Below are 26,206 nucleotides of genomic sequence, written 5' to 3' on the forward strand. Positions count from 1 at the left end.
ACCATGACGAATCCGCCGCCAATCCAGCCAGGCTTTTCGGCATTGAAGCCTACGCTCCCGTGTCTTGGGTCATACACGTACGGGACCGGGACCCCTTGGTGACCGGGACAAACGTCCCTGCCCCGCCGCAGCCCGGAAGCTCGCGCTGGTCGTGGCCAGCGCGAACCGACGCCGACGATTGGTCGTCGCCGGCGGGGCCTTTAAATGTCGGTGCCTCCTCTTAGGCTGGCAGTGTGGACAGCAGAACAGCCTGGAGTGTCGAAAGCAGGGAGGCCCTGGAGGCCGTCGCCGCGTCCGTTGCTGTGCTTGCTGCCGGCGCCGACGCCGGCACGGACCGCCCGGATCCGCCTGGGGTCGGCGCGGACCGCCCGGATCCGCCCGGCGTCGTTTCCCTGCACGACGCCGATCCGCTGCGGGATCTGGCGGATGATTGCCTGGACGCTCTCGTCGAGGTGGCCCGGCTGGAAGCCCGGACGGCGGCGCTGAAGGTGCGGCTGGCCGCGGAATACGTGCAGGCAACCCGGGCCCTGGCGTCACCGGCGGCGTCCCCGCAGGAATGCACCGTCCGGGAGATGGCCCTGGTCGCTGAGGTCGCCTGTGTCCTGACCGTCAGTGAACGGACCGCCGGTGCCCTCCTGTCTGAATGCCAGGCACTGATGACGGCGCTGCCGCTGACCCTGACGGCCCTGCAGGCCGGCACGATCTCCTGGCAGCACGCCCGGATCATCGTCGAGGAAACCACCGGCCTGGACCCGGACGGGGCGGCCGCGCTGGAAGCGCACTTCCTGGACCCCGACGCCTCAAACCCCGCCCGCGGGGCCCCGGCCGGGGACCTTGTCCCGTCCCGGTTCCGCGCCAAGGCACGCGCCTGGCGCGAACGCCACCACCCGGTCAGCATCGAAAAACGCCACAGCAAAAGCGCCGGGGACCGGCGGGTCGACTTCCTCCCGGACCGGGACGGCATGGCCTGGCTCTCCGCCTACCTCCCGGCCGACACCGCCGCCGGGATCTGGGAACGGACCACCGCCGCCGCCCGCGCCCTCCAAGGCCCCCACGAGGCCCGGCCCCTCTCCCAGCTCCGCGCCGACATCACCGCCACCTGGCTCCTCACCAGCCACAGCACCGGCGGCAGCTTGAGCGGGGGGATGGCCGGGGGCGGCACCGGCCTGGCCGGGGGTGCGGGCGGGGGTGTGCCGTCCCCGCGGGCGCAGGTCCTGATCACCGTCCCGGTCCTGTCCCTCCTGGGCGTCACCGAGGAACCAGCCACCCTGGACGGGTACGGGCCGATCCCGCCGTCCATGGCCCGCCGCCTGATCACCGACGGTGCCGACTCCTTCTACCGCGTCCTGACCGACCCCCGCGACGGCGCCCCGCTGGAAATCGGACGGACCAGCTACCGCCTCAACAAGACCCAGCGGCAATGGCTCCGCCTCCGCGACGGCAGGTGCCCCTTCCCCGGCTGCAACAACCACTCCCTGGACAACGAAGCAGACCACCTCCTGGCCTGGGCCGACGGCGGCACCACCGGCATCTCCAACCTCGGCCAGGCTTGCCCCCGGCACCACCGCCTCAAACACGGCTCCGCCTGGAAACCAACCGGGGCCAGCAAAGACAACCCACCCGGGTGGACCTCCCCGTCACGGCGGCACTACCCCAGCGAACACCAGGACTGGGAACCACCCCACTGGCCCCACCACATCCCGATCACCGACCCAGACACAGACACCGACCCAGGCCCAGGCCCAGACCCAGGCCCGGACCAAGGCCTGCCCGCGGATCCAGGCCATCATCCGAACCCGGCGCCCACCGGGCACCCCGGCCAGGACCCCGGCCAGGACCCCGGCCGCGATCCCGAACCGGAACTGCCCACTGACCCCTTCCCGGACTGGCACAAATTCACAGACTGGCACGAATTCACGGCCTGGCACCCATTTCCCGCCCCAGACACGGACGATCCGGGCTGGCCAACGCCCCTCGACGACCCCTCCCCGGAATTCTTCCTTTTCCTGGCGTCCTTGGACGACGCCTAGCCAGGGTTTCCGGGCTATCCGTGTTCTGATCATTTGAAAACAGCTCTGCCGTGAGATTCCGGCGTGTCGAGTGTTCGTTGCCGGAAAAGGGTATGACCTAACGCTTGGCAAGTTGTATCGGAAGACGATCAACGGCCAGTCCCACTAGTACCTGCGTGAATGGCCAGGGTGGACGGCAACTCGGGGTGATCGATACGTTTCGTTGTTCTACACGAGGACGAAGTACGGTTAAGGGGTGCTGAAAACTGCCCTTAAGCCCCGTTGGATTGCAGGCCTCGTGTTTGCGATCGTCGTTTCCGGGGTGTTTGTGCTGCTCAGCCAATGGCAGTTCGGCCAATCGACCAAATCAGACGCGCCGGTGGCCATTACCACCGAGGAACTCAAGCCGCTGACTACGGTGCTGAAGCCGGGCGACTTCTTCCCGGGCTCCGTAGCGGACCAGAAAGTGTCCGCGACCGGCAGCTACGACCCGAAAAAGCAGGTCCTGGTCCCGGGCCGTCTGCACGGCGGCGAGAAGGGCTACTGGATCGTGACCGCATTCGCTGTCGCAGATGCACCCGTCCTGGCGGGCGCGGGCGCCTCGCCGCAGACGTGGATCCCGGTGGCGCGCGGCTGGGTGGCGGATCCTGCAGACGCCGTGGCGCCGCCGTCGGGCACTATCAAACTCACCGGCCGCCTGATCCCGTCCGAGGCGCCGCTCCCCAACACCGAGGCCGGTCCCGGACGGGCCAGCGCGGTTTCCGTCGCGGAACTCATCAACGTCTGGGAGATCAGCAGCTACCCCGGCTTCGTTGCCGCGGACACCGAAATGGCAGGCAGCGCCGACGTTTCGGCAGCCGCCGGCGGCGATCTCAAGCCGCTGAACATCGGGCCCCAGCCTGCTGCACAGAAAGTCAACTGGCTGAACGTCTTCTACGCCGCCGAGTGGGTTGTTTTCGCCGGCTTCGCACTTTTTATCTGGTGGCGCCTGGTGAAGGACGACTACCGCCGCGAACTCGAGGACGCGCACGACGAGGACGCCCTCGACGAGAACTCCACCGAACAGAACTCCCCGCAACAGATCCCCACCAAACCGAGAGTGCAATCATGATCGAGCCCCAGCCGGCAGTCCAGCCACAGCAGACCAACGGAACGGGAAACGCCATCGGCAGGAAGCGCAGGTTCGGCGGGACCGAGGCCCAGGTCCGGTCCGCCCTGAAGTTCTACAAGGTCCTCGCATACCTGACCGGCGGCATGTTGCTGCTCCTCTGCGCCGAGATGATTGCCCGCTATGCGTTCGGCCAGTACCTCTTCGCGGGCGGCACCAACGCCGTCACCGGCGAGCCGTTCGCGCTGGGCTTCGCTGACGCCGAACCTCCGGGGGTCATCGGCGGCATAAATCTCTCGGTCGCGGTCCTGATTGTGCACGGCTGGATGTACGTCGTCTATCTCATGTCCAACTTCCGGCTCTGGTCCCTGATGCGCTGGCCGTTCGCCAAGCTCATCATCATGGCGCTGGGCGGCGTTGTGCCGTTCCTGTCCTTCTTCGTCGAAAAGAAGTTCCACGCCGAGGTTGAAGCCGAACTCGCCGCCAACCCGCAGGCTCCGCAGCGCTACTGAGCGTGCCACAGAGCGGGCCGTCTGCCTCCACGGCGGGCGCGTCTCACCGCCGCGGGCCCGCGTGTGAGATCCCTTACCCGTCGGCTCATTCCGGGCCCGGACCGGCTTCTCGATGTGCGGCCGGACCATGGCGCAAAGTAGGCTAGTGGGGTGACTACTCCCACTGCATCCCAGACGTCCCACAAGCCCGTGCTGGTTGTTGACTACGGTGCCCAGTACGCGCAGCTGATTGCCCGCCGCGTCCGGGAAGCGAATGTGTATTCGGAAGTGGTTCCGCATACCTACAGCACCGAGCAGCTGCTGGCCAAGAACCCGGCCGCCATCATCCTCTCCGGCGGTCCCTCCAGCGTCTACGCAGAGGGCGCCCCGAGTGTCGGTGCTGACCTGTTCGAGGCCGGTGTCCCGGTCTTCGGCATCTGCTACGGCTTCCAGGCCATGGCGAATGCCCTGGGCGGCAAGGTGGCCCAGACCGGGCTCCGCGAATACGGCGCCACCGAGACCACCACGATCGGCGACGGCCGTTCCATCCTTGAGGGCATGCCCCAGCACCAGAGCACCTGGATGAGCCACGGCGACTCCGTCCACGAGGCGCCCGAGGGCTTTGAGGTCCTGGCGACCACGGCCGGCGCCGATGTTGCCGCTTTCGCCAACGAAGCGAAGGGCCTCTACGGCGTGCAGTGGCACCCGGAGGTGAAGCACTCGGCGTACGGCCAGCAGGTCCTGGAGAACTTCCTGTTCAAGGGCGCCAAGCTGGAGCCGAACTGGACCACAGGCAACATCCTGGAGGAACAGGTCGAACGGATCCGCACACAGATCGGAGACGCCCGGGTCATCTGCGGCCTGTCCGGCGGCGTCGATTCGGCAGTCGCGGCAGCGCTGGTCCAGCGCGCCGTCGGCGATCAGCTGACCTGCGTTTTTGTGGACCACGGACTGCTGCGCGAAGGCGAGGCCGAACAGGTCGAACGTGACTTCGTGGCTGCAACCGGCGTCAAGCTCTACGTCGCCAACGAGCAGGAGCGCTTCCTGAGTGCTCTTGCGGGCGTCAGCGACCCGGAGACCAAGCGCAAGATCATCGGCCGCGAATTCATACGTGCCTTTGAGGAAGCGGAGCTGGCCATCATCTCCGAGGCCGCCGCGCACGGCGAGAAGATCAAGTTCCTGGTCCAGGGCACGCTGTACCCGGACGTCGTCGAATCCGGCGGCGGCGAAGGTGCGGCCAACATCAAGAGCCACCACAACGTGGGCGGCCTGCCGGAGGACCTGCAGTTCGAACTCGTGGAGCCCCTGCGGGCCCTGTTCAAGGATGAAGTCCGCGCCGTCGGCGCCCAGCTGGGCCTGCCGCAGGAGATCGTCGGACGCCAGCCGTTCCCGGGTCCCGGCCTCGGCATCCGGATCGTCGGCGAGGTCACCAGGGAACGCCTGGACCTCCTGCGCAGGGCGGACGCCATCGCCCGCGCGGAACTGACCGCTGCCGGACTCGACAACGAGGTCTGGCAGATGCCGGTAGTACTGCTGGCGGACGTCCGCAGCGTCGGGGTCCAGGGCGACGGCCGCACCTACGGCCACCCGATCGTGCTGCGACCGGTGTCCTCCGAGGACGCCATGACTGCCGACTGGTCACGGCTGCCCTACGATCTGCTGGCCCGGATTTCCAACCGGATCACCAACGAAGTGGACGGGGTCAACCGCGTGGTGCTGGACGTAACCAGCAAGCCGCCGGGAACCATCGAGTGGGAATAGCCTGCTGAGCGGGCGGAACGGCCGGCCTCCTGACGGGGCCGGCCGTTTTGTTTGTGGCCGGTGTTGTGCCGGCTGATCTCATCGGGGTCATTTCTGGTCAATTTGGCCGGCGCCAGTGTTGCGGACTCTTGCGCGCCGCTGATTCGGTCTACTCTCGAAGGCATGCCGGTATGGTCCAGGGCGTCACGCTCGAACACGGAAAACGCGAGCACGGTTAACGCGAGCCCAGTAAAAGCGAGCAGAGAAAAGGAGGCAGCAGTGTCAGTTGGTCAAGGCCACCACGAGGGCTCCGAGGAGCTCAGGAAATGGCTGTCGGGGCTCAAACCCGTCACGGGGGCAGATACGATGCTGCGCTTCACCAAGACACCCGAGGGCTCCATCGACCTGACCCACGCGCACCCGTCCGGCCTGGCCCAGCTCATGGCAGGCCGGCGCACCCGGCTTTCCACCCTCATCAGGGACCGCCAGCAGTTCGTCGTCGCCGCCCGCGCCTCACGGAACCTGCGCTCCAAGATCTTCGAACTCTCGAACGACCGCGGCATCGACGCCGGATACTTGTCCGCCGGCACGGTCGTCTGGACGTCCGCCGTGGGGGGCAAACCGCAGCGCGTCTCGGCCCCCGTCATGCTCATCGCCGTTTCGCTCACCGTCCGGCCCGGCGAAGACGACTACGAACTCCAGCTGACTGAACAGGCCCGCATCAACCCGGCCCTGATCCGCCACCTGAAAACCGTCCACGGGATCGTTTTCGATGTCAATGCGGTCACCAGGATGGCGTACAGCACCGCCCGGTTTGATCCGCAGCCGGTCCTGGACCGCCTCGGCACGCTCATCCAGCCCATCCACGGTGCCGAGGTGGAACACAACCTCCTGGTCTCCACGTTCGCGGACCTCTCCGGGAACCTCGAGGATCCCTGGATTAACGAGAACAACGCACTCGTCGCGGCCCTGGCCCGCGCTGCCACCGGGGCGCCCGGGGAGGTGCCCGAACTCAAGCCGGGCCGCTTCCCGAGCACCGATGTTCGCAGCCCCGCCGAGGAACTGCTGCTGCTCGACGCCGATGCGGACCAGCAGTATGTCGTGGACGCCGTCCGGGCCGGGGACTCGCTCGCTGTGAGCAGTCCGCCGGGGACGGGTCAGACCCAGACCGCTATCAACACGATCGGCGCGCTCGTCGACGAGGGAAAGACCGTGCTGGTGGTGGGGGACAGGCGCGCCGGCCTGGCGGAGATCTCCGCCCAGCTGGAGACGCTCGGCCTCGATTCCATGCTCCTCCAGCTTTCCGGCAACGCAGCGCCGCTGCAGCTCAAGGGTCAACTGGTCCGCGCCATCGTCCGCAACGAGAAGTCCCTCGAACCGCAGCTCAGCAACCTGCACACCACGCTCATCGAGCACCGTCACGCCCTCATGGACCACGTCGCATCGCTGCATAACGTCCGCCAGCGCTGGGGCTGCTCGCCGTACGAGGCGATGCAGTCGCTGGCCGAGCTGACCTCCATCCAACCCGCGCCGGCCACCACGGTGCGGCTGAAGCGCAGCGTGCTGGACAACATCCGGGACCGTGAGGAACTGGCCGGAAGGCTCCGCCGGGCTGCCGAACTGGGCAGTTTCAGCCGTGCATCGACCACCAGCCCCTGGCACGGGGCACGGCTGCTGACCCGGAAGGAAACCCAGGAAGCGCAGCAGGTCGCCGTGTCCGTGGCGGAGAAGCTGCCGCTCCTGCGCGAACGCATGAACGGCGTCGCGGACCACGCCGAAATCCGGCTCGGCAACACGTTTTCCGAGTGGGGCGAGCAGATCGAACTCCTCGTCGCCGTGCGCGAAAGCCTTGACAAATTCACTCCGGATATCTTCGACCGTCCGGTCCACGACCTCATTTCCGCGACCGCTTCTTCCTCCTGGCGGCGTGAGCGGAACATCGAGATGCCGTCCATGCAGCGCTCCCGCCTGCGCCGTGTCGCGAAGGAATATGTCCGCCCGGGCGTCCACATCTCCGATCTCCACAGCTCGCTCGTCCTCGTCCAGGACCAGCGGGCCGCCTGGTCTGGCTACGCCACGACCCAGCGCCACCCGGCGGTCCCCTCCGGGCTCGCCGACATCTCGGCCCTCTACCGTGAACTCGGGGCCGAGCTGTTTGACCTGGGACTGGCCGTCAAGCACACCGCAGGCGGCGGCGAGCTGCTGTCCACCCCGTACGAAGAGCTATTGGAGCGACTGGAACTTCTGGTCTCCGACACCGGTACGCTGGAGACCCTTCCGGAGCGGACCCTGCTCGTGGAGAACATGCGTGAGCATGGTCTTGGCGAACTGCTCGCCGACCTGGCCGAGCGTGAAGTGCCGGCGGAATCGGTGGCGGCCGAACTCGAACTGGCGTGGTGGCAGTCCGCCCTGGAAGCCATGATCAGTGGCGACGACTACCTCGCCATGTCCGACGGCGACGCGCTGCGCCAGCTGGAGGCCGAATACCGCCTCGCTGACAACGCCCACATCGCCAGCGGCGCTGCCCGGCTGCGCTGGAAGCTTGCCGAGCGCTGGCGGGCGGCCATCTCGGAGAACCCGCGGCAGGCGGACCTGCTGCGCAGCCTCCTAAAGGACGGGCGCGTGACCCCCGCCGCTTTGGCCGGGCAGGCCCCGGAACTGCTGCCCAAGCTGGTGCCCGTCTGGTCCGTCAGCCCTTACCTGATGTCCGGGTTGCTGCCGATCGAGCAGAGGTTCGACGCCGTGGTCATCCTCGACGCCGAGGCGACTTCATTGCAGGCCGTCCTGCCTGCCATCGCGCGCTCCCGGCAGGTCATCGCCTTCGGCGACGACCAGATCGCCAGCCCCAGGACTTTCACCGTCGGCGTGGAGCGGCTCGCCGCCGGCGAAAGCTCGCACCAGGGCGCTGATAGCGCCTACAAGGCCCTGACAGCCGTGCTGCCGGTCTGGAAATTGCGGAATGTCTACCGGGCGGTCGACGAAGACCTCGTGCGGCAGCTGAGCAAAGCGTTCTACCAAGGCGGGCTCCGTCGGCTTCCCGAAGGCCAATCCGCCACCGGGCTGGACCGCGCGCTGACCCTTGAATACCTGCCGGACGGCACCGGACTGCCGAGCGCGGACCAAGACGGGGTCGAATCCGTCGTCGCCGAAGTGAACCGCGCCGTCGAGCTTGTCTTCGAACATGCCCGCCTCCGTCCCCGCACTTCGCTGGCCGTTGTCACCGGCAGCCTCCGCCATGCCGCCCGGATCGGGGAGTCCATCCGGCTGCAGCTGCCTAACCATCCGCTGCTGGCAAGCTTCTTCACCGCAGGCGATGAATCCTTCCGGGTGGTGGACCTGGACCGCGCCCAGGGCCTGGTCCGTGACCATGTCATCTTCTCCCCGGGGTATGGACGCACCCCGCACGGTCGCGCCCTGCACAACCTCGGCCCCCTCTCGGCGGAGGGCGGAAGGGCCAAGTTTGCCCTTGCGATGACCCGCGCCCGCCGCTCCCTGCATGTCCTCAGCTGCTTCCGGCCGGAGGATCTTGACGTGACCCGGCTGAGCCATGGAGCCGTGGACTTCTACGAACTGCTGGACCGGGAAATAACCGGAAACTCCGATCTCGGTAGCCCCGCATCGCGGGCGGCCGCCAGCGAGCAGGCCCTGGGCGCCGACCCGCTCGTTGCCGATCTTGGTGACCGGCTCCGGGCCCGCGGCGCCCGGGTCTGGCACCAGTACGACGGCGTCCTCAACATGGTGGCCGCCGCCGACCCCCTGCAGACGATCGGGCAGGACGACGCCGAGATCCCGCGGCCCGTGGCGATCGAATCCGACGGAACCGAACAGTACCGGCGGATGACAGTGCGGGAACGCAGCAGGCTCCGGCCGCAGCAGCTGGAGCGGCTGGGCTGGCGGTACATGCCACTATGGACCATCGAGGTGTTCACCGACCCGTCCGCCTGTGCTGACCGGATCGGCGGGTACCTGGGCCTGGAAAAGCCGGTGGCGTCCAGCCGCCACCGGTCCTCGCCGGGCTTCTTCGACGACGACGTGGAACATCTGGCCGTCAACGATGCGCAGGCCACGGCCGCGCAGGCCACGGCGGCGCGGTCCGCGTCCGCGCCGGATACGTCCGCGCCGGGTACTGCCGCGCCGGTTGCCCCCGCTTCTTTTGCCGCAGGGACAGCAACCAACGGCTTACAGGATGGAGAGCAGCAGCAAGCAGCAGCAATAGTCATTAAGGAGGCCGACCGCATGAGCGCAGACGGCGACATTCAGAACACCAGCACCCCGGAATCCGGTCGGGCCGGCAGCGCCGGGGCCGACGCGGACTTCGCCGAAGCGGACTTTGTCGGCGCGGGAGTTCGCGACGAACGGGGCGCCAACGACGCTCGCGCCGAACAGATCGCCGCCGAACAGATCGCCGCCGAGGCGGGCGCACTCGCAGCGGAGGCGCCGGGCAGCGTGGGCGTGCCCGCTCCGGCGGGCAGCAGCGTGGTGGCCGCCGACGTGCTGCCGAACAAGGCGGCTGAGGACGACCCGCGGCGCTGGGGCGACCGGCCCGACAGCTACGACCATGATTCCTGGCTGCAGGAACAAAAGCCCCCGCACTGGGGCTAGGACCCGCCATGGACGGCGGCCCGTCCAGCAAAGACGGCCTGCCCAGAAAAGTACCGGCCCAGCAAAGTACCGGCCCAGTAAAGTACCGGCCCAGCAAAGACGGCCGGCCCAGCAAAGTGCCCGGGCCCAGCAAAGGCGGCGGCCCAGCAAAGTGCCCGGGCCCAGCAAGGGCGGCCGGCCCAGCAAAGACGGCCGGCCTAGCCGGGTGCCGGCGCGACGAGGACGAAGAACAGCTTTCCTTGGGTGGAGGCGCCGGCCAGCCGCCGGGACTGTTCGGCGTCGGCTGCCACGACGATGAGGCCGTCCGTCTCCGAGTCCCCAAGCCACTGGGCCGCCTTGCCGCCCTGCGTGGAGGTCCACAGCACAGGCACGCCGGCGGCCAGCACTTCGGACGTTCCCGGCTGGTCAAAGCCGTTGTCGCCGGACATCACGACGTTGATCAGTTGGCCGGGGGAGACCAGCCGGACGGAGGACGGGTCCGCCATCCGGAGCGGCACGGCAGCCGAGCCAGGGGGATTTCCTGCCAGCAGGCCGGGACCCAGCAGCTGTGAGTCGGAGATCAGTTGGCCCTGTCGCAGGGGTACGGCCAGTTGCTTCCCTTGGAGCGACGCACCGTCGCTGAAGCTGCCGCCGGGCAGCAGACCGGGTGGGATGTTCAGGACCACCAGGTCGGCGGCGCCGAGGGTCTTGCCGGCCGGCAGATCCCGGGCAGCGGCGAGGGCGCCAACAGTATCGTCCGGCGCGGGCGTGAGTTGTTGGACGGTGATCCCGGCGGCGATGCACAGCAGCAGGGCCACTGTCAGCCGCCGGTTCCGGTTCAGCCAGCCCATCAGGCCGTTGCGTCCCCGCAGCCCGCCCGGACCGCGGGCGCGCGGTGGACTTCCGGGGTGCGGGCCGTAGCTGAGGGGGCCATAGGCACGCGGACGCGGTGAACGGCCGCGCGCAAGGATGAAACCCCTGCGGAAGTCTGCGCTGAGAGGCTGCGCGAGGAAAATCCCGTGCGGACGAATAAAGCTAACGGCGGTGGCCATGCCGCCACGCTATCCCCGAGCGGGACGGGCAGACAGGCGCCGAGATCCGTATGTGGACAAGCCGCACGGCGGACAGTCTGCCGGAATAGCAGCAGACCCCGGCCGGGGGCGATTGGTCAGCCCGCGGCGGCAGGAGCGGGAGCAGCAGGAGCGGCCGGGGCCGCGGCGGGCGCCGACGAGACAGTGCTGCCCTTGGCGTCCCGGGAATCCGTCCGGTAGAAGCCGGAGCCCTTGAAGACAACGCCTACGCTGTTGAACTTCTTGCGTAGTGTTCCCTCGCACTCGGGGCAGGAGCTCAGGGAGTTGTCGGTGAACGACTGCACGATCTCGAAGGCGTGGCTGCAATCCTTGCAGGCATATGCATACGTGGGCACTGGAAAATCCTCCTGTGGGACAAACGAGCAGGTCCCGTGCTGGCCGGTCCGGTCACTGCCGGTATGTCTACCGACGGTTTCCGTCCCTTAGCAGTCGCAGGGCCTGAGTGCTAATTCTATCATCCCGGGATCGTGGCTTCAGAGCAGGCGGACGAACCCGCCCGGCGTCAGGGCGGACGGCACCCTGCGGTCAAAAGACTCCACGGGGATGCTGCCCGCGGGCAGGACCTCGCCGTCATAGACGACGGCGATTGCGGGGAGCGGCGGAAGTGGTCCGGCGCCGTCGGCCGGTTCGGACCCGCCCGGGAAAAGCGAGTCCAGCGTCGTCAGGAATTTGTCGTAGTAGCCGCCGCCCTGGCCGATCCGGTTACCGGAGAGGTCGACGGCGGTGGCCGGCAGGAAGATGCCGGCGGCGGACCGCATGATCTCAGGGCCGCAGGGTTCGCCGACCGGTTCCCGGATCGGGGCAAAGCGGCTGCGGACAAAGGCGGACGTCGGCGTCCAGTACACCCAACTCAGGTTGATTCCCGGTTCGCACACCGGCAGCAGCACCCGGTGTCCGGCGTCGTGCAGCGCCGACAGCAGGGGGAGGGATGGCGGTTCGGTGCCGACTCCCAGGTAAGCCGCGAACGTCCCGGGTTGCCCGCCCGCCACCCTGTTGGCCCACGTCAGGCCGTGATGCGCGATCGCTGTACCGGCGGCGTCGAGAGCTGCCGGCCCCAGTAGTGCCCGCCGCGTCCGGTGGACCGCACGGATCTGTTCCTTTGTTGCCTTCATGACGCGGCCTTCCACCTGTATGCACCCCGATCCGCGGCCGCGGCCCGATCCGCGCCCATCACCCGCTGTAGAGAATTACCGAATGTTTAATACCTCCGTTAGATTAGTCGGGTGACTACACCCAACGCTTCCGTCCGTAAGGCCGTCATCCCCGCTGCGGGCCTCGGCACCAGGTTCCTTCCGGCCACCAAGGCCATGCCGAAGGAAATGCTTCCCGTCGTGGACAAGCCTGCCATCCAGTACGTCGTCGAGGAAGCCGTCAACGTCGGCCTGAGCGACATCCTGATGATCACGGGCCGCAACAAGCGCGCGCTTGAGGACCACTTCGACCGTGTCCCGACACTTGAGGCCACCCTTGAAGCCAAGGGGGACATCGCCAAGCTGGAATCCATCCAGGCCACCAGCAACCTCGGTGACATCCACTACGTGCGTCAGGGCGATCCCCTGGGGCTGGGCCACGCTGTCCTGCGCGCAAAGCAGCACGTCGGCTGCGAACCGTTTGCTGTGCTGCTGGGCGATGACCTGATCGACGCCCGCGATGAGCTCCTCAGCACCATGATCGAAGTCCAGGCCAAGACCGGCGGATCAGTTGTTGCCCTGATCGAGGTGGACCCTTCCCAGATCAGCGCCTATGGCTGCGCCGACGTCCAGGAGATCCGGGGCGAAGACTACGTCCGCATCAACCACCTCGTTGAAAAGCCCAGCGTCGAGGATGCCCCCTCAAACCTCGCCGTGATCGGACGCTACGTCCTCCACCCGGCCGTCTTCGAAGTCCTGGAAGGTACCGCGCCCGGTCGCGGCGGTGAGATCCAGCTCACCGACGCGCTCCAGTCGCTCGCAGCCGGTGACGGCGAAGGTTACGGCGTGTACGGCGTCGTCTTCCGCGGCCGCCGCTACGACACCGGTGACAAGCTCAGCTACCTCAAGGCCTGCGTGCAGCTCGCCTGTGACAGCGATGACCTCGGTCCCGGCCTGCGTGAATGGCTGCCCGACTTCGCCTCCAGCCTCACCGCCAGCCTGACCAAGTAACTCCCGTGGGGGGCAGCTTCAACTGGCCGGTGACGCTGGAATGCGGTGACATCCGGCTTCGCCCGATCCGGTACCGGGACCGCAGGGAGTGGACGGAAGTCCGTTTCCGCAACAGCGAGTGGCTCGCCCCCTGGGAGGCGTCCAACCCCCTTCCGGGCGGCGGACTTCCCGACTACCGGCAGATGGTGCGCTCCCTCAAGGCGCAGGCGGCGCAAGCCTCGGCGCTGCCGTTCGTCATTACTGAATGGACGCCGGGCTTCCGGGAGCCTGTGATCATCGGCCAGTTGACCGTGTCTTCCATTGTCTGGGGTTCGGCGATGATGGCCACGCTCGGCTACTGGGTGGACCAGCAACGGGCGGGCCACGGCATTGCCCCCACCGCCGTGGCAATGGCCACCGACCACTGCTTCGGCACCCTCGGGCTGCACCGGATGGAGATCAACATCAGGCCCGAGAATACCGCCAGCCTCAGGGTGGTGGAGAAACTTGGCTTCCGGGATGAGGGCTACCGTCCACGTTTCCTGCATATCAACGGGGAATGGGCGGACCACCGTACCTTCGCGCTGACCTCCGAGGAAGTGCCCGAGGGCCTGTTGGTCAGGTGGCTCAAAACCCGGTCGGCCTGACCGCTGAACTCTGCCGTGATCGGCCGGAACGTCGTAAATCAAGTCATTTGCCGGTTGCCGCGCGACACACCGCGGACAATGCGGGCCGGCCGGCCGTGTTGCTCATACCGTTTTGATTGTGGACTTCCCTCTTAGCAGCTCTGTGATCCTTGTCATTGCTGTTGCGCTCTGGATTGTGTGGGTGGCCCCCTACGTGCTCCGGAACGGACGCCACCAGTTGCAGCCTGCGGGCGAGCTCCTGGCGGATGTCGTTGATATTGCAACAGCAGACCCCCAAGCCGGGAAGGTCATGATGATGACGCCCCAGCAGGAGAAACCCATGACCAGTACACAGCGCACGCTTCCTGCCACGAGCCCCACTCCTACCGATGGCCTCCGGCAGTCGGGGGCCACCGTCCCGGTTTTCCGGATCCGGTATGGGCGCCTGGCCCTTGCCCTGGCAGGGTTGCTCGCCCTGCTCACCGGCGTCATCTCGGCAGCCCTGCGAATCTTCGGGCTCGGCCCAGCCTGGTTGCCAGTCGTGACCCTGCTCGGCGCCGCCGGCGCCGTCGTGGTGCTCCGACGGCTCGCCGTGCGTGACCGCAGGCGCAAAGTGAACGAGGCTTTCCGGTCCGCCATGAGCAAGCCGTCCAGAATCGCCCCGGCGGATTCCGCTCAGCGATCGGCCGTCTCACCGGAGTCTGAGCAGCGTGCTGACAGCCCCCTCTTCGACGCACAGGCCGTTGCTGCTTCGCCGCAGCCGGAACCGAAACCGCTCACGGCCCTGGAACTCCGGGAGGCCGCCCTTGCCGAAGCCGTGGCGTCCGGTGACCTCGCAGCCGGCGGGGTCCAGGGCACCAGGCCTCCCGTTGCTGAAGCCGCCAGCTGGGAACCGGTGGAAGTCCCCAAGCCCACTTATGTCGAAGCGGCGAAAGCGGAACGGGCGGCCCCGGAGCCGCTGGATCTGCCGGAAGCCCCCAAGGCGGTCGGTAAGCCGTCGCTGAAGCAGGACCTCAACCAGAGCGCAGCTTCCGCCTCTGCCTCCGCCGACGCGAAAGTCGGTAAGGGGCAGCGGGCCTTGAGCAACCTGGATGACGTTCTCCAGCGCCGCCGCGCCTGAATCGTTCTTCGCAACCCCGGGCGGCCCACTGCGGCCGCCCGGGGTTTTTGCGTCCAGGGGACTGCCCCGGAACGCTTCTTGGCGGGAAGCTCCGGGCAGAACTCGACTTTGCGTGCCGGCGGAACCGGGCAGGTGGGCCGTGAGGGTGGTGCGCCACACGATCGGGGAGGGTGATAGCGGCGCTTGTTGGCGTCGGCGTCGTGATCGATTGCCGTGAGGGCCAGTTGGGAAAGGCCTTGAAGAACTTCGCCGACGGCGGTGCGAGGCTTCTGGCCGCCGCCCAGGACGCCGGGGTGACGAAGGGCGTGGTTGCTGTCCATCATCAACTGTGATCGGAGCGGTGTCGGTTGCCACCGTTCGAAGGGGCCAAAGAGCAGGTCTACGAACGGTCCGGTCTCGAGACAGTGGCGCTCCGGGCAGCGCTGTTCCATCCGCTGCTGGCCCCGGACGTTCGCGGCCGGATCGAAGGTCCGGATGCTCCCTGTGGTGAAGGGCGCCCGGTTTCAGCCGGTCTCGCCCGCCGAGGCTGCCAGAGCCCTGCTCGACGCCGCACTTGCGCCGCCGTCGGGCGTGCGTCACCGAGTCCGGACCATCGGGGGACCGGAGATTGCCGGCATGAGGACTGGAAGCAGGCGGCCGCTTCGCGCGGACGTCCGGTGCGGCTGCCGCTGCCGGGGCCGATGGGAAATACCTCCGGGCAGACCTGAACCTGATCCCGGAGGAACGACACGGCAGCGAGACATTCCGTGGCTGGCTGGCAAAGAGCGAAGATACTTTGTAGCCTAGGGTCACCGGCAACGCCGTTCCTCCTGGACCGGCGTTGCTTCGGGGCTATAGCTCAGTTGGTAGAGCGCTTCGTTCGCATCGAAGAGGTCAGGAGTTCGAATCTCCTTAGCTCCACTGCAAAAGCCTTCTGACCCGCGTAAACGTTGGGTTGGAGGGCTTTTCTCTTGCCTGTTTTGGGGCCGGCCTGACGTTTTGGGAACCTCGGTTTGCGAGACGACGCAAATGCGCGAGGTCTGCAAGGCACGACGCCGTCTCGCAAGTCGCGGATTGCAACACATGTTGAAAAGACAAATCACGTCCGGGCAAAATCAACTGTGGACGCTCTGTCTACCCTTTGTCTCCCAAGTAGGGGAGAACTGTTGTGAGACTCATGAGGCGGGAATCCTCCGCTGGCCTTCCGTCCAGAAAACCGAAGCCGCCGCGATCGTCGAATTCGTCACGGGGGCGCTTGCAGAGAATCCCTATCGGCTCAGCAAGCACCTTACGAACGAACTGCTCGGCCTGCACACAGCCCGACGTGGCGACTATCGGGTGCTGTTTACCCTTGATATCGAAGACCACATTTTGTACGTCCACCGCATCGAGCACCGTTCCGACGTCTACAAACCGCGCCAGCAGCCGGGTGACGACACTTCGTGACGAAGTCAGGCTGCAGCCCCCAGCCTGCACGACCTTTCAAGGGCGCCCGACGGCGGCAGGTGGAGGTATCCACGGCAAGCAGCGGCGGCGTTCCTAGTGAACTTCCGGCCCACGTTTTCTACGCTCAGCCATTCACTATCGGGGGCCAATCAGGGTTCGGCAAGACCAGCAGAGAGCTGCTCGCTGTGGCAATGAGGGGCCCGAGGCGTTTCGGATGGACGCGGTACAGGGTGACTCGCGGCTAATAGGATGCGGAGATGGCGGCCGAGATGACTGGTCCCGGAGCGGCAGAAGGCTTGGGACAGCCGGCGAACATGCGGCCCTCCCGCGGCCGCCCGGAGCCGGCCACCCGGCCCGGAGCCGGCTACCCGCCCGGAACCGGACCTGGCCCGAAGCCGGCTACCCCGCCAGGATCGGCGTCTCAGGGAAAAACGAGTTGCAGCCCGGAAGACCGCTGGTATATCCGAGCTGGAACGCAGCCACCCGCTCCGGGACCGGGATGACGTCGTCGCCCGGGCCCGGGGGAGCGACTGCTGCCATGACGGCATTCAGGTCGCCGAGATCCGCCGGGTACTCCAGGTTCCCGGCCTGTGCAGCGTGCTGCGCCCAGGCGCCCGCGATGCAGTCGGCCTGCTTTTCCAGAAGCGCATTTTCTTCGGGCGACTCCGGCTCCGGTACGTTCATGAACGTCTGGACATGGTGACCCCATTCGTGGGCGTAGGCCACCGCCGGAGCCGCCAGGCCGACCCCGCTGTAGAGGGCCCAGAGGGCGTCCTGGCCGGCGTAGATCGCCCGGTCGGCCGCGCAATAGGAGAGATCGGTGCTGGCGTACGGTTCAGGGGTTCCGTCGTCCTGGACACACGCGGTGGGCCCGGTCAGGCCCGCTGCCACGTAGTAGAAAGCCGCCGGGCGGCTCACGGTGCCGTACTTTTCGTCGAACAGCGGCGTGAGAACCGCCAGCAGATCGTCGAAGTAGCCCGCCATGTCCGCCTGGCTGCGGCAGCCTGCCGTCGCGCCTTTCGGGCAGTAAAGCGACGCCCGGTTGGCAGCGAGCTTATCGGCCGGTGCGGGGACGGCCGCCTTCAACGTTGCCGGGGGAGGCTCCGGCGCGGTGGTGGTCGGCGTCGCCGTCTCCGTCGCTGTCGGTGTTCCGGTCGCGGTGCCGCCCGGGGACACCGTCCCGGTGGCTGCGCCGGTTTCTGCCGCCGGCGGCGGTGTACCGCCTGGTGAACACGAGGTCAGCAGCATCGCTGCCAGTAGGAGAGGGATAGCTGCTGATATTTGGCGGGGCATGGGGCACTCCTTGGTTATCCATGAGACCAAAGTGATTGTCGTGTCCGACGTGACAGATGTGAGTCATTCCCAGGGGATAAGGATAGGAGCCTTCCTTCCGGGGTGTCCATGACTTCGTGCCTGCGTTATGAATCCGCAATCGCAGCGGGGCTGGAGCTGGCGGCCTTCCGGAGCATCGCCGGCACCGCCACGGTGGGGCAGCCAGTGCGCCGCATGAACTAAAATGGCAAGGATGCCGGAGCGAATTCCGGCTGCCCACAAGCGTGGCCCTCCTGGCCGGCGTATCCGCCGGCAGGGAGGGCTTTCCCTTTGGCGCCCCAGGAACACCCCTCGAGAGGACAGCCAATGAGCCTGATCAGGCTCCACGACGTCAGCGTCCGGTATGACAACACCCAGATCCTGCGCGACGCGTTTTTCCGCCTGGAAGCCGGGGACCGCGTCGGCCTGATCGGCAAGAACGGTTCGGGCAAGACGACGATCCTCAAACTGGTGCTGGACCAGGTGGCACCTGACTCCGGCACCGTAAGCCTGGAGCAGGGCACGAGGGTCGGCTACTTCTCCCAGTTCTCCGAGCTCAACGGCGAAGCCACAATCCTCGAGACGCTCGACGGCCTGTTCGTTGAGATCAAGGCCGTGGAGGCCGAGCTGGCGTCCATCGATGCCTCAATCGCCCAGGATCCCGCCGGCGCCGAACTGGACCGCCTCATCCGGCGCCAGGCTGAGCTCTTCGAGGACATGGACCGGCTCGACGGCTGGGACTATCCTCGGCGCATCGATACCGTCCTCACCACCCTGGGCTTCGATGAGGCCCACCGCAGCTGCGCGATCGACGAGCTGTCCGGCGGCTGGCGCAACCGCGCCGCTCTGGCCAAGATCCTGCTCGAAGGCCCGGACATCCTGCTCCTGGATGAGCCAACCAACTTCCTCGACGTGGCCGGCGTCGAATGGCTCGAGGGCTGGTTCCGGGACTTCCGCGGCGCGGCGATCATCGTCTCCCACGACCGGAAGTTCCTCGACGCCGTCGTGACCCGGATCATCGAGGTGGAGAACTATCATCTGCACGAGTACCCGGGCAATTTTGCCGAGTACGTGGTGCAGAAGCAGTTCCGCCTCAAGACCCTCGAGTCGCAGTTCGTGCACGAGTCCGAGCTGCTGGCCTTTGAAGCCGAGGGCATCGCCGACCGCCGCGAGGCCGCCAAGGCGGCCAGCCGCGGGCTGGGGAACCAGCTGGCCAAGATCAAGAAGTCCCGCACGCCCCGGCCGGTGGACCAGATCGTCACCGAGATCTACGGCGGCCTGCACGTGAAGGATGTGCTCTGCCGCGTGGAGGGGCTGGGCAAGTCCTACGGGCAGAAGGTCCTGTTCGAGGACCTGAGCTTTGAGATCCGCCGCGGCAACCGGATCGTGGTCCTCGGCGCCAACGGCAGCGGCAAGTCCACGCTGCTCAGGGTGCTGACCGGTGAAGAGCAGGCCGATGCCGGTGTCGTGGCCTGGGCGAAGGGGCCGGGTTTCGTCTCCTACAACCAGATGCTGGAGGACCTCGACGACGGCGACACGGTGTCCCATGCGGTCAACGCCCTGCCGGACAGCCTGGCCTTCAGCGCCACTAAGAAGTCTGTCAACAGGTTCCTGGCGATGTTCCAGTTCTCCGAGGCCGACCTCAAGCAGAAGATCGGAAACCTCTCCGGCGGGCAGAAGGCACGTGTCGCCATGGCGCAGTGCCTGTTGTCCGGCGCTTCGGTGCTGCTGCTCGACGAGCCCACCAACCACCTGGACATGTCCAGCACGCAGGTCATGGAACGGGCGCTGGTCCACTTCCCGGGGGCCGTGGTCGTGGTCAGCCACGACCGTTTCTTCAGCGAGAAAATCGCGAACCGGCATCTGGTCTTCGGCGCTGACGGCGCGGAGGCCGGTGAAATCGACGTTCGCGCCGCGTAGCCGGGGCCCAGGCTCAGCTGCTGCGGAACCGGAACCGGAACCTGACCACAGGGCGCCGTGGCAGGTCCGGGCGGACGGAACCGCAGGATAATGGAAGTATGACCGAGCAGGATCAGGACCGGGACCCGTGGGAAGAGTTTGACCGGCTCAAGCCGGCAGGCCCGGACCGCATCGCGGGGTACCCCGGCGGCGAACCGCAGGGCTTCGGCTTCCGTACCGGGGTGCGGAGCGCAAAGGTGGCCATCGGCTTCGCCGTCTACTCCCTGACGCTGGGGACCGTCCTTGTCGTCATCGGGGTAGTCGACTTCCTCGGCCGGGGACAGTGGTTGTGGCTTGGACTCCTGGTCCTGATCGAGGTCCTCTTTGTGCTGGCCTTCAACCGCTTGCTGGCACAGGCCCGGAACCGGCGCTCCTCCCGGTAGCCGGGGCGCCCGCACGGCCGGCGCAGGCTGACCTGGCGGCTAGAGCCAGCCCTTCTTCTTGAAGATGGCGTACATCAGCGCCGCCGTGGCTGCCATGAGCAGGATCGCCATGGGGTAGCCCAACGTCCAATGCAGCTCCGGCATGTGGTCGAAGTTCATACCGTACACGCCTGCCACAAAGGACGGTGCAAAAAGGATTGCGGCCCAGGACGAGATCTTCTTGACCTGCTCGTTCTGCAGCGCGCTGGCCTCATTCTGGCGGTTGGCTGTCAGCGTACCGTCGAGGGTGAGGGCGTTCTGGAGCAGGTCGCGGAAAGAATCGGCGCGGGAGATCAGCCGCTCTACGTGGTCCTCCACGTCGCGGAGGTTGTGCTGCAGCTCGGTGTCCACCTGGTACTTGTCAAAGCCGCGACGCAGCTGCTGCATCATGGCCGGGAGCGGATGGATGGCCCGCTGGAACTGGATTACTTCCCGCGCAAGTTCGTAGATACGCCGGGAGACCTTGGAGTCCCCGCTGAAGAGCTGGTCCTCGATCTCATCAATGTCATTTTCCAGGCCGGCCACTACCGGAACATAGTCATCGACCACCTGGTCCAGCAGGGCGTACAGCACCGCCTCGGGGCCGTGCCGCAGGAGGTCCGGGCGTTCTTCCAGGCGGCGCCGCACCTGCGCGACCCCGCCGGTCTCGGCATGCCGGACGGTGACCACAAAGTTCTTGCCGGTGAAGATGTGCAGCTCGCCGAACTCCACCGTTTCGCTCTCGTCGAGGTACCTCGCCGGCCGCAGCACAGTGAAGAGGTTGTCGTCGTAGCGCTCCAGTTTCGGGCGCTGGTGAGCTGAAATCGCGTCCTCGACGGCCAGCCCGTGCAGTCCGAACTCGGCGGCGACCGCAGCCATTTCCGTTGCGGTCGGCCGGTAGAGCCCGATCCACGCTATCCCGCCATGCATGTTCAGGGTCTCGAAGGTCTGCTCGAGGCCTTCCGGCTCGGCATAGCGGACGCCGTCAACGTAGACGGCGTTATCGATGATAGTCACGTCCCAATTATCCCGTCTGTGGCTCGGCACGAGCGCCAGGACACCAATGCCACGCTGCCTGTCCAGGTTCCCGCTGTCACTTGGCCGGTCCAGGTGCCGGGCCGCTGCCCTGGGTCAGGCGGCTGATGAGCGGCTCTGTCCGGTACTGGATATGGGTGTGCAGGGCCAGCACGGTCTCAGTCCGGATCACGCCCTTGATCCTGAGAATGGACCGCAGGGCGGCCTGGAGATTGTGCGTGTCGGTCGCCACCACACGGCACCAGACATCGCCGCGCCCGGAGATTTCGTGGACCTCCAGTACCTGCGCGATCAGCCGCAGCGCGCCCACCACGCCGTCGAGCTCGCGGTGGTTCACCTCGATGGTGACAAAGGCGACGACGTCGTAGCCCACCGCCTCGAGGTCGATCTCACGGCCGCCGTCGTGCAGCAGCCCGGAGCGCTGCATCCGCCGCAGCCGCGACTGCGCGGTGTTCCGCGCGATGCCCAGCGCTTCGCTGATCTCGCCGATCTGGATCCGGGGATCCCGGATCAGTTCGAGCAGGATTTTCAGGTCGGTAGGGTCCAGAGCGTTCAAATCGTCACTCCTGTTCATTCTGACAGCCTGTAATTGAGGGTTTTGATCAATCTTGGCACGGTGATCAGCTCGATAAGTCGTGAATGCCTCATTGTTTAGGTATCAATCTTCGACCGGACCTCTCGGCGACGCGACCCGTACGCCGTGAAGGCCGATTTCTGCAAGGGCACGGACATGACTGTTTTCAGCGAACTCCGCATGCGCCCGGCCACCGCTGATCGCCGGGGCTGGGATGCTTCCGTCACCGCACGGCTGGTGATGGCCGGCGTCGTGATCTTCACGCTGCTGGTCGGCGCGAACCTGGCGACGCCGCTGTACCCCCTGCTGCAGGCCAGGCTCGGGATTACCGCCCTGGATGTCACGGTGGCCTTCTCTGCCTACGTACTGGCGCTGGTGGCCACCCTCATGCTCGCCGGGCACTGGTCCGACCACATCGGCCGCCGGGCTGCCCTCGTCCTGGCGGTGCTGGTGGGGCTGGCCGGGGCTGCCGTTTTCGCCTCGGCCGACAGCCTGCTCGTGCTCTGCGTCGGCCGGGCCCTGCAGGGCGTTGCGGTGGCACTCGCCACCGGCGCCAGCTCCGCTGCTTTGCGTGAGCTGCTGCCCAGCCGTCCCGGGTGGGCCTCCCGGTTCACCCTGCTGGCGTCCGCCGGAGGAGTCGCGGCCGGGCCGGCGATCGGCGGGGTGCTCTCGCTCCTGCCGGGGCCGACGTCCACGCCTTACTTTCTGCTTTCCTGCGTCCTGGCCGCGCTGCTGGTCCCGCTGTTCCTGCTCAAGGCACGCCCGGCCATCAAAGCGGCCGCCGTTCCGCAGCCGCTCCGTGTGCTGGCGCCGCGCCGGCCATCCGTGCCCAGCGAGGCGCGTGGCGCCTTCTGGCTGGCATCCTCCGTGGGGTTCCTGAGCTTCACCGTTTTCGGATTCTGCCTCTCGCTCGCGCCGGGTTACTTTGCCCAGATCGTGCACGCCGATTCGCGGCCGCTGATCGGCCTGCTGGCCGGGCTGACGCTCGGCTCTTCGGCCGTGAGCCAGCTGATTGCCGTGCGCGGACGCTTTGTGGTGCCGGCGGGGCTGGGTCTGCTGGCGGTCTCCGTGGCACTGATCGCCGTGGCTGCCGCGTCCAGCAGCCCCGGGCTGTTGGTCCTGGCAAGCATCACCGCCGGCCTCGGCCAGGGCGTCTCCTTCCGGACCGTCTTCAATGGCGTGGCCGGAAAAGTCGAGGCGCCACGGCACGCCCAGATCATCAGCACCGTCTACGTCATCACATACCTTGGCAGCGCCTTCCCGGTCATCGGGCTGGGCCTCGCTGCCGGGGCGGTAGGCCTGCAGGCGGCTGTCGCCGGCTTCGTCGTGCTGTGCGCGATTCTGGCAGCCACCATCGCGGCGATCACCCTGCGGGCGGCGCTACGCCCGGCGGTCTGATCCCGGGACTCCCGCGGCACCGCGGGCACCTGTCGTCGGGCCGGCGTCAGTCCGGCAGCGGCCCGTGATTGCCCTGGATGTGGTCGAACACCAGCGTGGTTTCGGTATGGCCCACCACCGGGTCGGTGGCCAGGTTGTCCAGCACCCAGTCCCGCAGATCCTCCGTGGTGGCCACGGCGATATGCAGCAGGTAGTCCACCGAGCCGGAGGTGTGGAAGGTCGACAGCACGGCGGGGAGCTTGGGGACCCGGGCGGTGAAGCGGTCGATCTGCTCGCGGTCGTGGGCCCTGAGCCGAACGGCGATCAGCGCCTGCACCGATCGCCCGATGGCCGACAGGCTGAGCGTGGCCTCGAAGCCCTGGATGATCCCGCGCTCCGAGAGGGCACGGGTGCGCATCAGGGCCGTGGACGGTGCGATGCCTACGAGTTCAGCCAGTTGTTTATTTGAAATGCGGGCGTCCGCCACCAGCGCGGCGAGAAGCCGCTCGTCGACCGCATCCAGCGGCTCACTGGCAACGGCTGTCGGCCGAATATTCTTCGCACTGCTCGTCACGAATCCTCCTCAAAGTGTTACCTCTTCATCATAAGCGGGGAATTCCGGCAGTTCTATTCGCGGGGCCTGTAAAAGTCCGAATTATTGCCAGATACTTGCCGCATTCAATGGTGAATATTCATAAGGAGTAACGTGCTTTCTCAAGACTCGCTGGCCGTCCATGCCGGCCGGAACGGCCTCACCGAACTGGGCGTGCACGCCGTGCCCATCGACCTGTCCACCACGGCGCCCCTTCCCTCGGTGCACGACGGCGGCCTTGCCTATGAGCACATGGCCACCGGCGGCAGCCATGTCGAGGGCCAGAGCACCGTCTACCAACGCCTCTGGAATCCCACCGTGGCCCGTTTCGAGGACGGTGTCGCACTGCTGGAGGACACCCCGGAGGCCGTGGCATTCGCCACCGGCATGGCGGCCCTGAGCGCCGTCCTGCTCGCCGCGGTGGCCACCGGCAAAAAGCATGTGGTGGCCGTCCGGCCGCTCTATGGCGGCAGCGACTACCTCCTCGCCTCGGGGGTGCTGGGCAATGAGGTCACCTTCACGACGTCGGAGCACGTCCGCGCCGCCCTCCGTCCGGACACCGGGCTGGTCATCCTGGAAACGCCGGCCAACCCCAGCCTGGAACTGGTGGACATTGCCCGGGTAGCCGCCGCGGCGGACGGCGTTCCGCTCCTCGTCGATAACACCTTTGCCAGCCCGGTGCTGCAGCAGCCGTTCAAGCACGGTGCGGCCATGGTGCTGCACAGTGCCACCAAGTTCCTCGGCGGCCACGGCGACGCGATGGGCGGCGTGGTGGCCGCCGCTCCCGAATGGGCCACCAGGCTGCGCCAGATCCGCGCCGTCACCGGCGGCATCCTGACGCCGTGGCCCGCATACCTGCTCCACCGGGGGCTCGCGACGCTGCCGGTCCGGGTGCGCGCGCAGCAGGCCAGCGCCCAGAAGGTCGCGTCCGCCCTCGCCGGTCACGGGCTGGTCGAACGGGTCTTCTACCCCGGACTGCCGGAATGCGATCCGCTCGGCCTGATCGGGACGCAGATGGCCGGCCCGGGTTCGCTGCTGGCCTTCGAGGTGGCCACGGCCGAGCACGCCGAACGCATCCCGTCCGCTGTCCGGATGATCACCCACGCCGTCTCCCTCGGCGGCATCGACACCCTCATCCAGCACCCGGCGGGGCTAACGCACCGGCCGGTGGCCGCCGCCGCCAAGCCGCACGCGAACCTGCTGCGTGTCTCCGTGGGGCTCGAAGACCCCTCGGATGTCGTAGCCGACCTCGTGCAGGCTATCGAGGCGACGAGGCGCTAGGCCGCTGCCGCGGCCGCCTCGTGTGCCGGATGCGCCGAGGGGTGCACGACGGCGGTGATCGCCGCCGTCGTGCACGCCAGTCCGATGACGGTCAGGGCCAGCGCGGTCCAGCCGAGCGACTGGAAGACCAGCCCGCCGGCCCAGCCGATGATGCTGGAACCCAGGTAGTACGCGAGGTTGTAGAGCGAGGCGGCCTGGGCGCGGCCGGTGCTGGCGATCACTCCGGTCCAGCCTGCGCCGATGCTGTGCGCCGCGAAGAATCCGCCGGTGAACACCAGCAGCCCCAGCAGGATCAGCGGCAGTACCTGCGTGACGGTCAGCGCCAGGCCGCCCGCCATGAGTCCGGTCCCCGTGATCAGGACATTGCGCCGGCCGAACCGGAGTGTCAGGCCCGCGGACCAGCGGGCCGAGACCGTCCCGGACAGGTAGGCCAGGAAGATGAGGCTGATGGCCGTGGCGGGAAGGCTGAACGGTTCGCCCGAAAGCCGGAAACCGAGGTAGTTGTAGACAGCCACGAACCCGCCCATCAGCAGGAAAGCCTGGATGTAGAGGGCCAGCAGCCGAGGGTTCCGCCCGTGGCCGGCCAGCGTCCGGACCGCCCCGCGGAAGCCGCCTGCCGCAGCAGCCGTGAATCCCCGCGCCTTGGGCACCAGGACCAGGAACAGGACCGCGGCCGCCGTGGCCAGCACGGACACCGCCAGCGCCGCGGCCCGCCAGCCCCACAATTCACCCACGGGGCCGGCCACCATCCGCCCCGCCAGTCCGCCTAGCGTGGTGCCGGCGACGTAGCTGCCGGCGGCGAGCGCGGCATGGGCCTTGTTGACTTCCTCATTGAGGTAGGCGATGGCGATGGCCGGGATCCCGCCGAGCGCCATCCCCTCCAGCATCCGCAGGCCCAGCAGCATCGGGAAACTTGAGGCCAGCGGCACCAGGAGCCCCAGCACGGTGGCGGCCGAGATGCCCCACGTCATGGCCCGGACCCGGCCGATGCGGTCCGCCACGAACGACCACGGCAGCACGGTGACCGCGAGCCCCACCGTGGCAAGGGAGATGGTCAGCGCGGCCTCGGCCGCCGTCACCCGGAGGTCTGCCGCAAGGATGGGCAGGATTGCCTGGGTGGAGTACAGCTGGGCAAAGGTCGCGACACCGGCAAACGCCAGCCCGGCGAGGATTTTTCCGTACGCCTTCGAGCCCTTGGCATGCCCCGCCCACGGTTGCGCGGGCTTGGGGGCCGGAAGCGTGGCCCTGGGTCGGCGGAACGGGAGGAATTGTGGCATCTGCCCAGAATAGGCTTCCCCAAGCCATGCTTCCAATGCATGATTTACATAGAATCAATGCTGGAATCGGAACGATTGGGCGGTGGCC

22 protein-coding genes and 1 tRNA gene are annotated in these 26,206 nt (G+C 67.3%); 15 read left to right on the forward strand and 8 right to left on the reverse strand.

What is annotated here, in order from left to right:
- Nucleotides 1–233 precede the first annotated feature (233 nt).
- The 5 genes from QFZ69_RS04555 (at nt 234) to QFZ69_RS04575 (ending at nt 9,950) form a co-directional block, all read left to right on the forward strand.
- Nucleotides 234–2,030: an HNH endonuclease signature motif containing protein gene (locus QFZ69_RS04555; protein ID WP_306915887.1), complete on the forward strand. Its 1,797-nt coding sequence runs from the start codon at nt 234–236 to the stop codon at nt 2,028–2,030.
- 235 nt (nt 2,031–2,265) lie between these two features.
- Complete coding sequence (locus QFZ69_RS04560) at nt 2,266–3,120, forward strand: SURF1 family protein (RefSeq protein WP_306915890.1); 855 nt, start codon at nt 2,266–2,268, stop codon at nt 3,118–3,120.
- Complete coding sequence (locus QFZ69_RS04565; RefSeq protein ID WP_306999944.1) at nt 3,117–3,629, forward strand: DUF3817 domain-containing protein; 513 nt, start codon at nt 3,117–3,119, stop codon at nt 3,627–3,629. Before QFZ69_RS04560 ends, QFZ69_RS04565 begins: the two co-directional genes overlap by 4 nt.
- A gap of 150 nt (nt 3,630–3,779) precedes the next feature.
- A complete protein-coding gene (gene guaA / locus QFZ69_RS04570; RefSeq protein ID WP_306915892.1) occupies nt 3,780–5,369 on the forward strand; it encodes a glutamine-hydrolyzing GMP synthase in 1,590 nt (529 codons plus the stop codon).
- A 258-nt stretch (nt 5,370–5,627) separates the two neighbouring features.
- A complete protein-coding gene (locus QFZ69_RS04575) occupies nt 5,628–9,950 on the forward strand; it encodes a DUF4011 domain-containing protein (protein WP_306915893.1) in 4,323 nt (1,440 codons plus the stop codon).
- Nucleotides 9,951–10,147: 197 nt separating this feature from the next.
- Here QFZ69_RS04575 and QFZ69_RS04580 read toward each other — a convergent pair whose 3' ends face one another.
- The 3 genes from QFZ69_RS04580 to QFZ69_RS04590 all read right to left on the reverse strand — a co-directional run bounded on the left by QFZ69_RS04580 (nt 10,148) and on the right by QFZ69_RS04590 (nt 12,132).
- A complete protein-coding gene (locus QFZ69_RS04580; RefSeq protein ID WP_306915896.1) occupies nt 10,148–10,981 on the reverse strand; it encodes a Flp pilus assembly protein CpaB in 834 nt (277 codons plus the stop codon).
- 116 nt (nt 10,982–11,097) lie between these two features.
- On the reverse strand, nt 11,098–11,355 hold the full coding sequence (locus tag QFZ69_RS04585) for an FmdB family zinc ribbon protein (protein WP_306915898.1): 258 nt from the start codon (nt 11,353–11,355) through the stop codon (nt 11,098–11,100).
- 138 nt (nt 11,356–11,493) lie between these two features.
- Nucleotides 11,494–12,132: a 5-formyltetrahydrofolate cyclo-ligase gene (locus QFZ69_RS04590; protein ID WP_306915899.1), complete on the reverse strand. Its 639-nt coding sequence runs from the start codon at nt 12,130–12,132 to the stop codon at nt 11,494–11,496.
- Between the two features lie 111 nt (nt 12,133–12,243).
- On the opposite strand from QFZ69_RS04590, the gene galU reads away from it, so the two are divergent.
- The 6 genes from galU to QFZ69_RS04620 all read left to right on the forward strand — a co-directional run bounded on the left by galU (nt 12,244) and on the right by QFZ69_RS04620 (nt 16,311).
- Nucleotides 12,244–13,161 carry a UTP--glucose-1-phosphate uridylyltransferase GalU gene (galU, locus tag QFZ69_RS04595; protein WP_306915901.1) on the forward strand — a complete coding sequence of 306 codons (918 nt, stop codon included), beginning with the start codon at nt 12,244–12,246 and terminating at the stop codon, nt 13,159–13,161.
- A gap of 5 nt (nt 13,162–13,166) precedes the next feature.
- Nucleotides 13,167–13,787 carry a GNAT family N-acetyltransferase gene (locus QFZ69_RS04600; RefSeq protein ID WP_306915903.1) on the forward strand — a complete coding sequence of 207 codons (621 nt, stop codon included), beginning with the start codon at nt 13,167–13,169 and terminating at the stop codon, nt 13,785–13,787.
- Between the two features lie 142 nt (nt 13,788–13,929).
- Entirely contained in the window at nt 13,930–14,886 is a 957-nt protein-coding gene (locus QFZ69_RS04605; RefSeq protein ID WP_306999945.1) for a hypothetical protein, read from the forward strand.
- Between the two features lie 170 nt (nt 14,887–15,056).
- A complete protein-coding gene (locus QFZ69_RS04610; protein WP_306915907.1) occupies nt 15,057–15,218 on the forward strand; it encodes a hypothetical protein in 162 nt (53 codons plus the stop codon).
- Nucleotides 15,219–15,713: 495 nt separating this feature from the next.
- Nucleotides 15,714–15,786: transfer RNA gene (locus QFZ69_RS04615), tRNA-Ala, on the forward strand.
- Between the two features lie 108 nt (nt 15,787–15,894).
- On the forward strand, nt 15,895–16,311 hold the full coding sequence (locus QFZ69_RS04620; protein WP_306915909.1) for a type II toxin-antitoxin system RelE/ParE family toxin: 417 nt from the start codon (nt 15,895–15,897) through the stop codon (nt 16,309–16,311).
- Between the two features lie 399 nt (nt 16,312–16,710).
- Here QFZ69_RS04620 and QFZ69_RS04625 read toward each other — a convergent pair whose 3' ends face one another.
- Nucleotides 16,711–17,604, reverse strand: a complete 894-nt coding sequence (locus tag QFZ69_RS04625; protein ID WP_306915911.1) for a neutral zinc metallopeptidase — start codon at nt 17,602–17,604, stop codon at nt 16,711–16,713.
- A gap of 345 nt (nt 17,605–17,949) precedes the next feature.
- Between QFZ69_RS04625 and QFZ69_RS04630 the strand changes: the two genes are divergently transcribed.
- Together QFZ69_RS04630 and QFZ69_RS04635 are read left to right on the forward strand one after the other, a co-directional pair.
- On the forward strand, nt 17,950–19,542 hold the full coding sequence (locus QFZ69_RS04630; RefSeq protein WP_306915913.1) for an ABC-F family ATP-binding cassette domain-containing protein: 1,593 nt from the start codon (nt 17,950–17,952) through the stop codon (nt 19,540–19,542).
- 98 nt (nt 19,543–19,640) lie between these two features.
- Nucleotides 19,641–19,964, forward strand: a complete 324-nt coding sequence (locus QFZ69_RS04635) for a hypothetical protein (RefSeq protein WP_306915914.1) — start codon at nt 19,641–19,643, stop codon at nt 19,962–19,964.
- Between the two features lie 39 nt (nt 19,965–20,003).
- On the opposite strand, the gene corA is transcribed toward QFZ69_RS04635, so the two are convergent.
- Together corA and QFZ69_RS04645 are read right to left on the reverse strand one after the other, a co-directional pair.
- Complete coding sequence (gene corA, locus QFZ69_RS04640) at nt 20,004–20,999, reverse strand: magnesium/cobalt transporter CorA (RefSeq protein WP_306915915.1); 996 nt, start codon at nt 20,997–20,999, stop codon at nt 20,004–20,006.
- 76 nt (nt 21,000–21,075) lie between these two features.
- Entirely contained in the window at nt 21,076–21,573 is a 498-nt protein-coding gene (locus tag QFZ69_RS04645; protein ID WP_373461792.1) for an Lrp/AsnC family transcriptional regulator, read from the reverse strand.
- Between the two features lie 174 nt (nt 21,574–21,747).
- Between QFZ69_RS04645 and QFZ69_RS04650 the strand changes: the two genes are divergently transcribed.
- Nucleotides 21,748–22,989 carry an MFS transporter gene (locus tag QFZ69_RS04650; protein WP_306915920.1) on the forward strand — a complete coding sequence of 414 codons (1,242 nt, stop codon included), beginning with the start codon at nt 21,748–21,750 and terminating at the stop codon, nt 22,987–22,989.
- 46 nt (nt 22,990–23,035) lie between these two features.
- On the opposite strand, the gene QFZ69_RS04655 is transcribed toward QFZ69_RS04650, so the two are convergent.
- Nucleotides 23,036–23,542 (reverse strand): Lrp/AsnC family transcriptional regulator, encoded by a 507-nt coding sequence (locus QFZ69_RS04655; RefSeq protein WP_306915921.1) that lies wholly within the window; start codon nt 23,540–23,542, stop codon nt 23,036–23,038.
- Nucleotides 23,543–23,674: 132 nt separating this feature from the next.
- Here QFZ69_RS04655 and QFZ69_RS04660 point away from each other — a divergent pair, with 132 nt between their 5' ends.
- A complete protein-coding gene (locus tag QFZ69_RS04660; protein WP_306915922.1) occupies nt 23,675–24,841 on the forward strand; it encodes a PLP-dependent aspartate aminotransferase family protein in 1,167 nt (388 codons plus the stop codon).
- Here QFZ69_RS04660 and QFZ69_RS04665 read toward each other — a convergent pair.
- Nucleotides 24,838–26,118, reverse strand: coding sequence for an MFS transporter (locus QFZ69_RS04665; protein ID WP_306915924.1), 1,281 nt, complete (start codon nt 26,116–26,118; stop codon nt 24,838–24,840). The two genes, QFZ69_RS04660 and QFZ69_RS04665, sit on opposite strands and share 4 nt — an antisense overlap.
- Nucleotides 26,119–26,206: the final 88 nt, after the last annotated feature.

It is taken from the genome of Arthrobacter sp. V1I7 (assembly GCF_030817015.1).
Taxonomy (GTDB): Bacteria; Actinomycetota; Actinomycetes; order Actinomycetales; family Micrococcaceae; genus Arthrobacter.

Excerpts from the sequence above, each read along its gene's own strand:
- QFZ69_RS04665 (WP_306915924.1), bottom strand. The coding sequence starts at position 26,118 with ATGCCACAATTCCTCCCGTTCCGCCGACCCAGGGCCACGCTTCCGGCC.
- QFZ69_RS04620 (WP_306915909.1), top strand. The coding sequence starts at position 15,895 with ATGCGCGAGGTCTGCAAGGCACGACGCCGTCTCGCAAGTCGCGGATTG.
- QFZ69_RS04635 (WP_306915914.1), top strand. The coding sequence starts at position 19,641 with ATGACCGAGCAGGATCAGGACCGGGACCCGTGGGAAGAGTTTGACCGG.
- QFZ69_RS04650 (WP_306915920.1), top strand. The coding sequence starts at position 21,748 with ATGACTGTTTTCAGCGAACTCCGCATGCGCCCGGCCACCGCTGATCGC.
- QFZ69_RS04630 (WP_306915913.1), top strand. The coding sequence starts at position 17,950 with ATGAGCCTGATCAGGCTCCACGACGTCAGCGTCCGGTATGACAACACC.
- QFZ69_RS04565 (WP_306999944.1), top strand. The coding sequence starts at position 3,117 with ATGATCGAGCCCCAGCCGGCAGTCCAGCCACAGCAGACCAACGGAACG.
- QFZ69_RS04580 (WP_306915896.1), bottom strand. The coding sequence starts at position 10,981 with ATGGCCACCGCCGTTAGCTTTATTCGTCCGCACGGGATTTTCCTCGCG.
- QFZ69_RS04625 (WP_306915911.1), bottom strand. The coding sequence starts at position 17,604 with ATGCCCCGCCAAATATCAGCAGCTATCCCTCTCCTACTGGCAGCGATG.
- QFZ69_RS04590 (WP_306915899.1), bottom strand. The coding sequence starts at position 12,132 with ATGAAGGCAACAAAGGAACAGATCCGTGCGGTCCACCGGACGCGGCGG.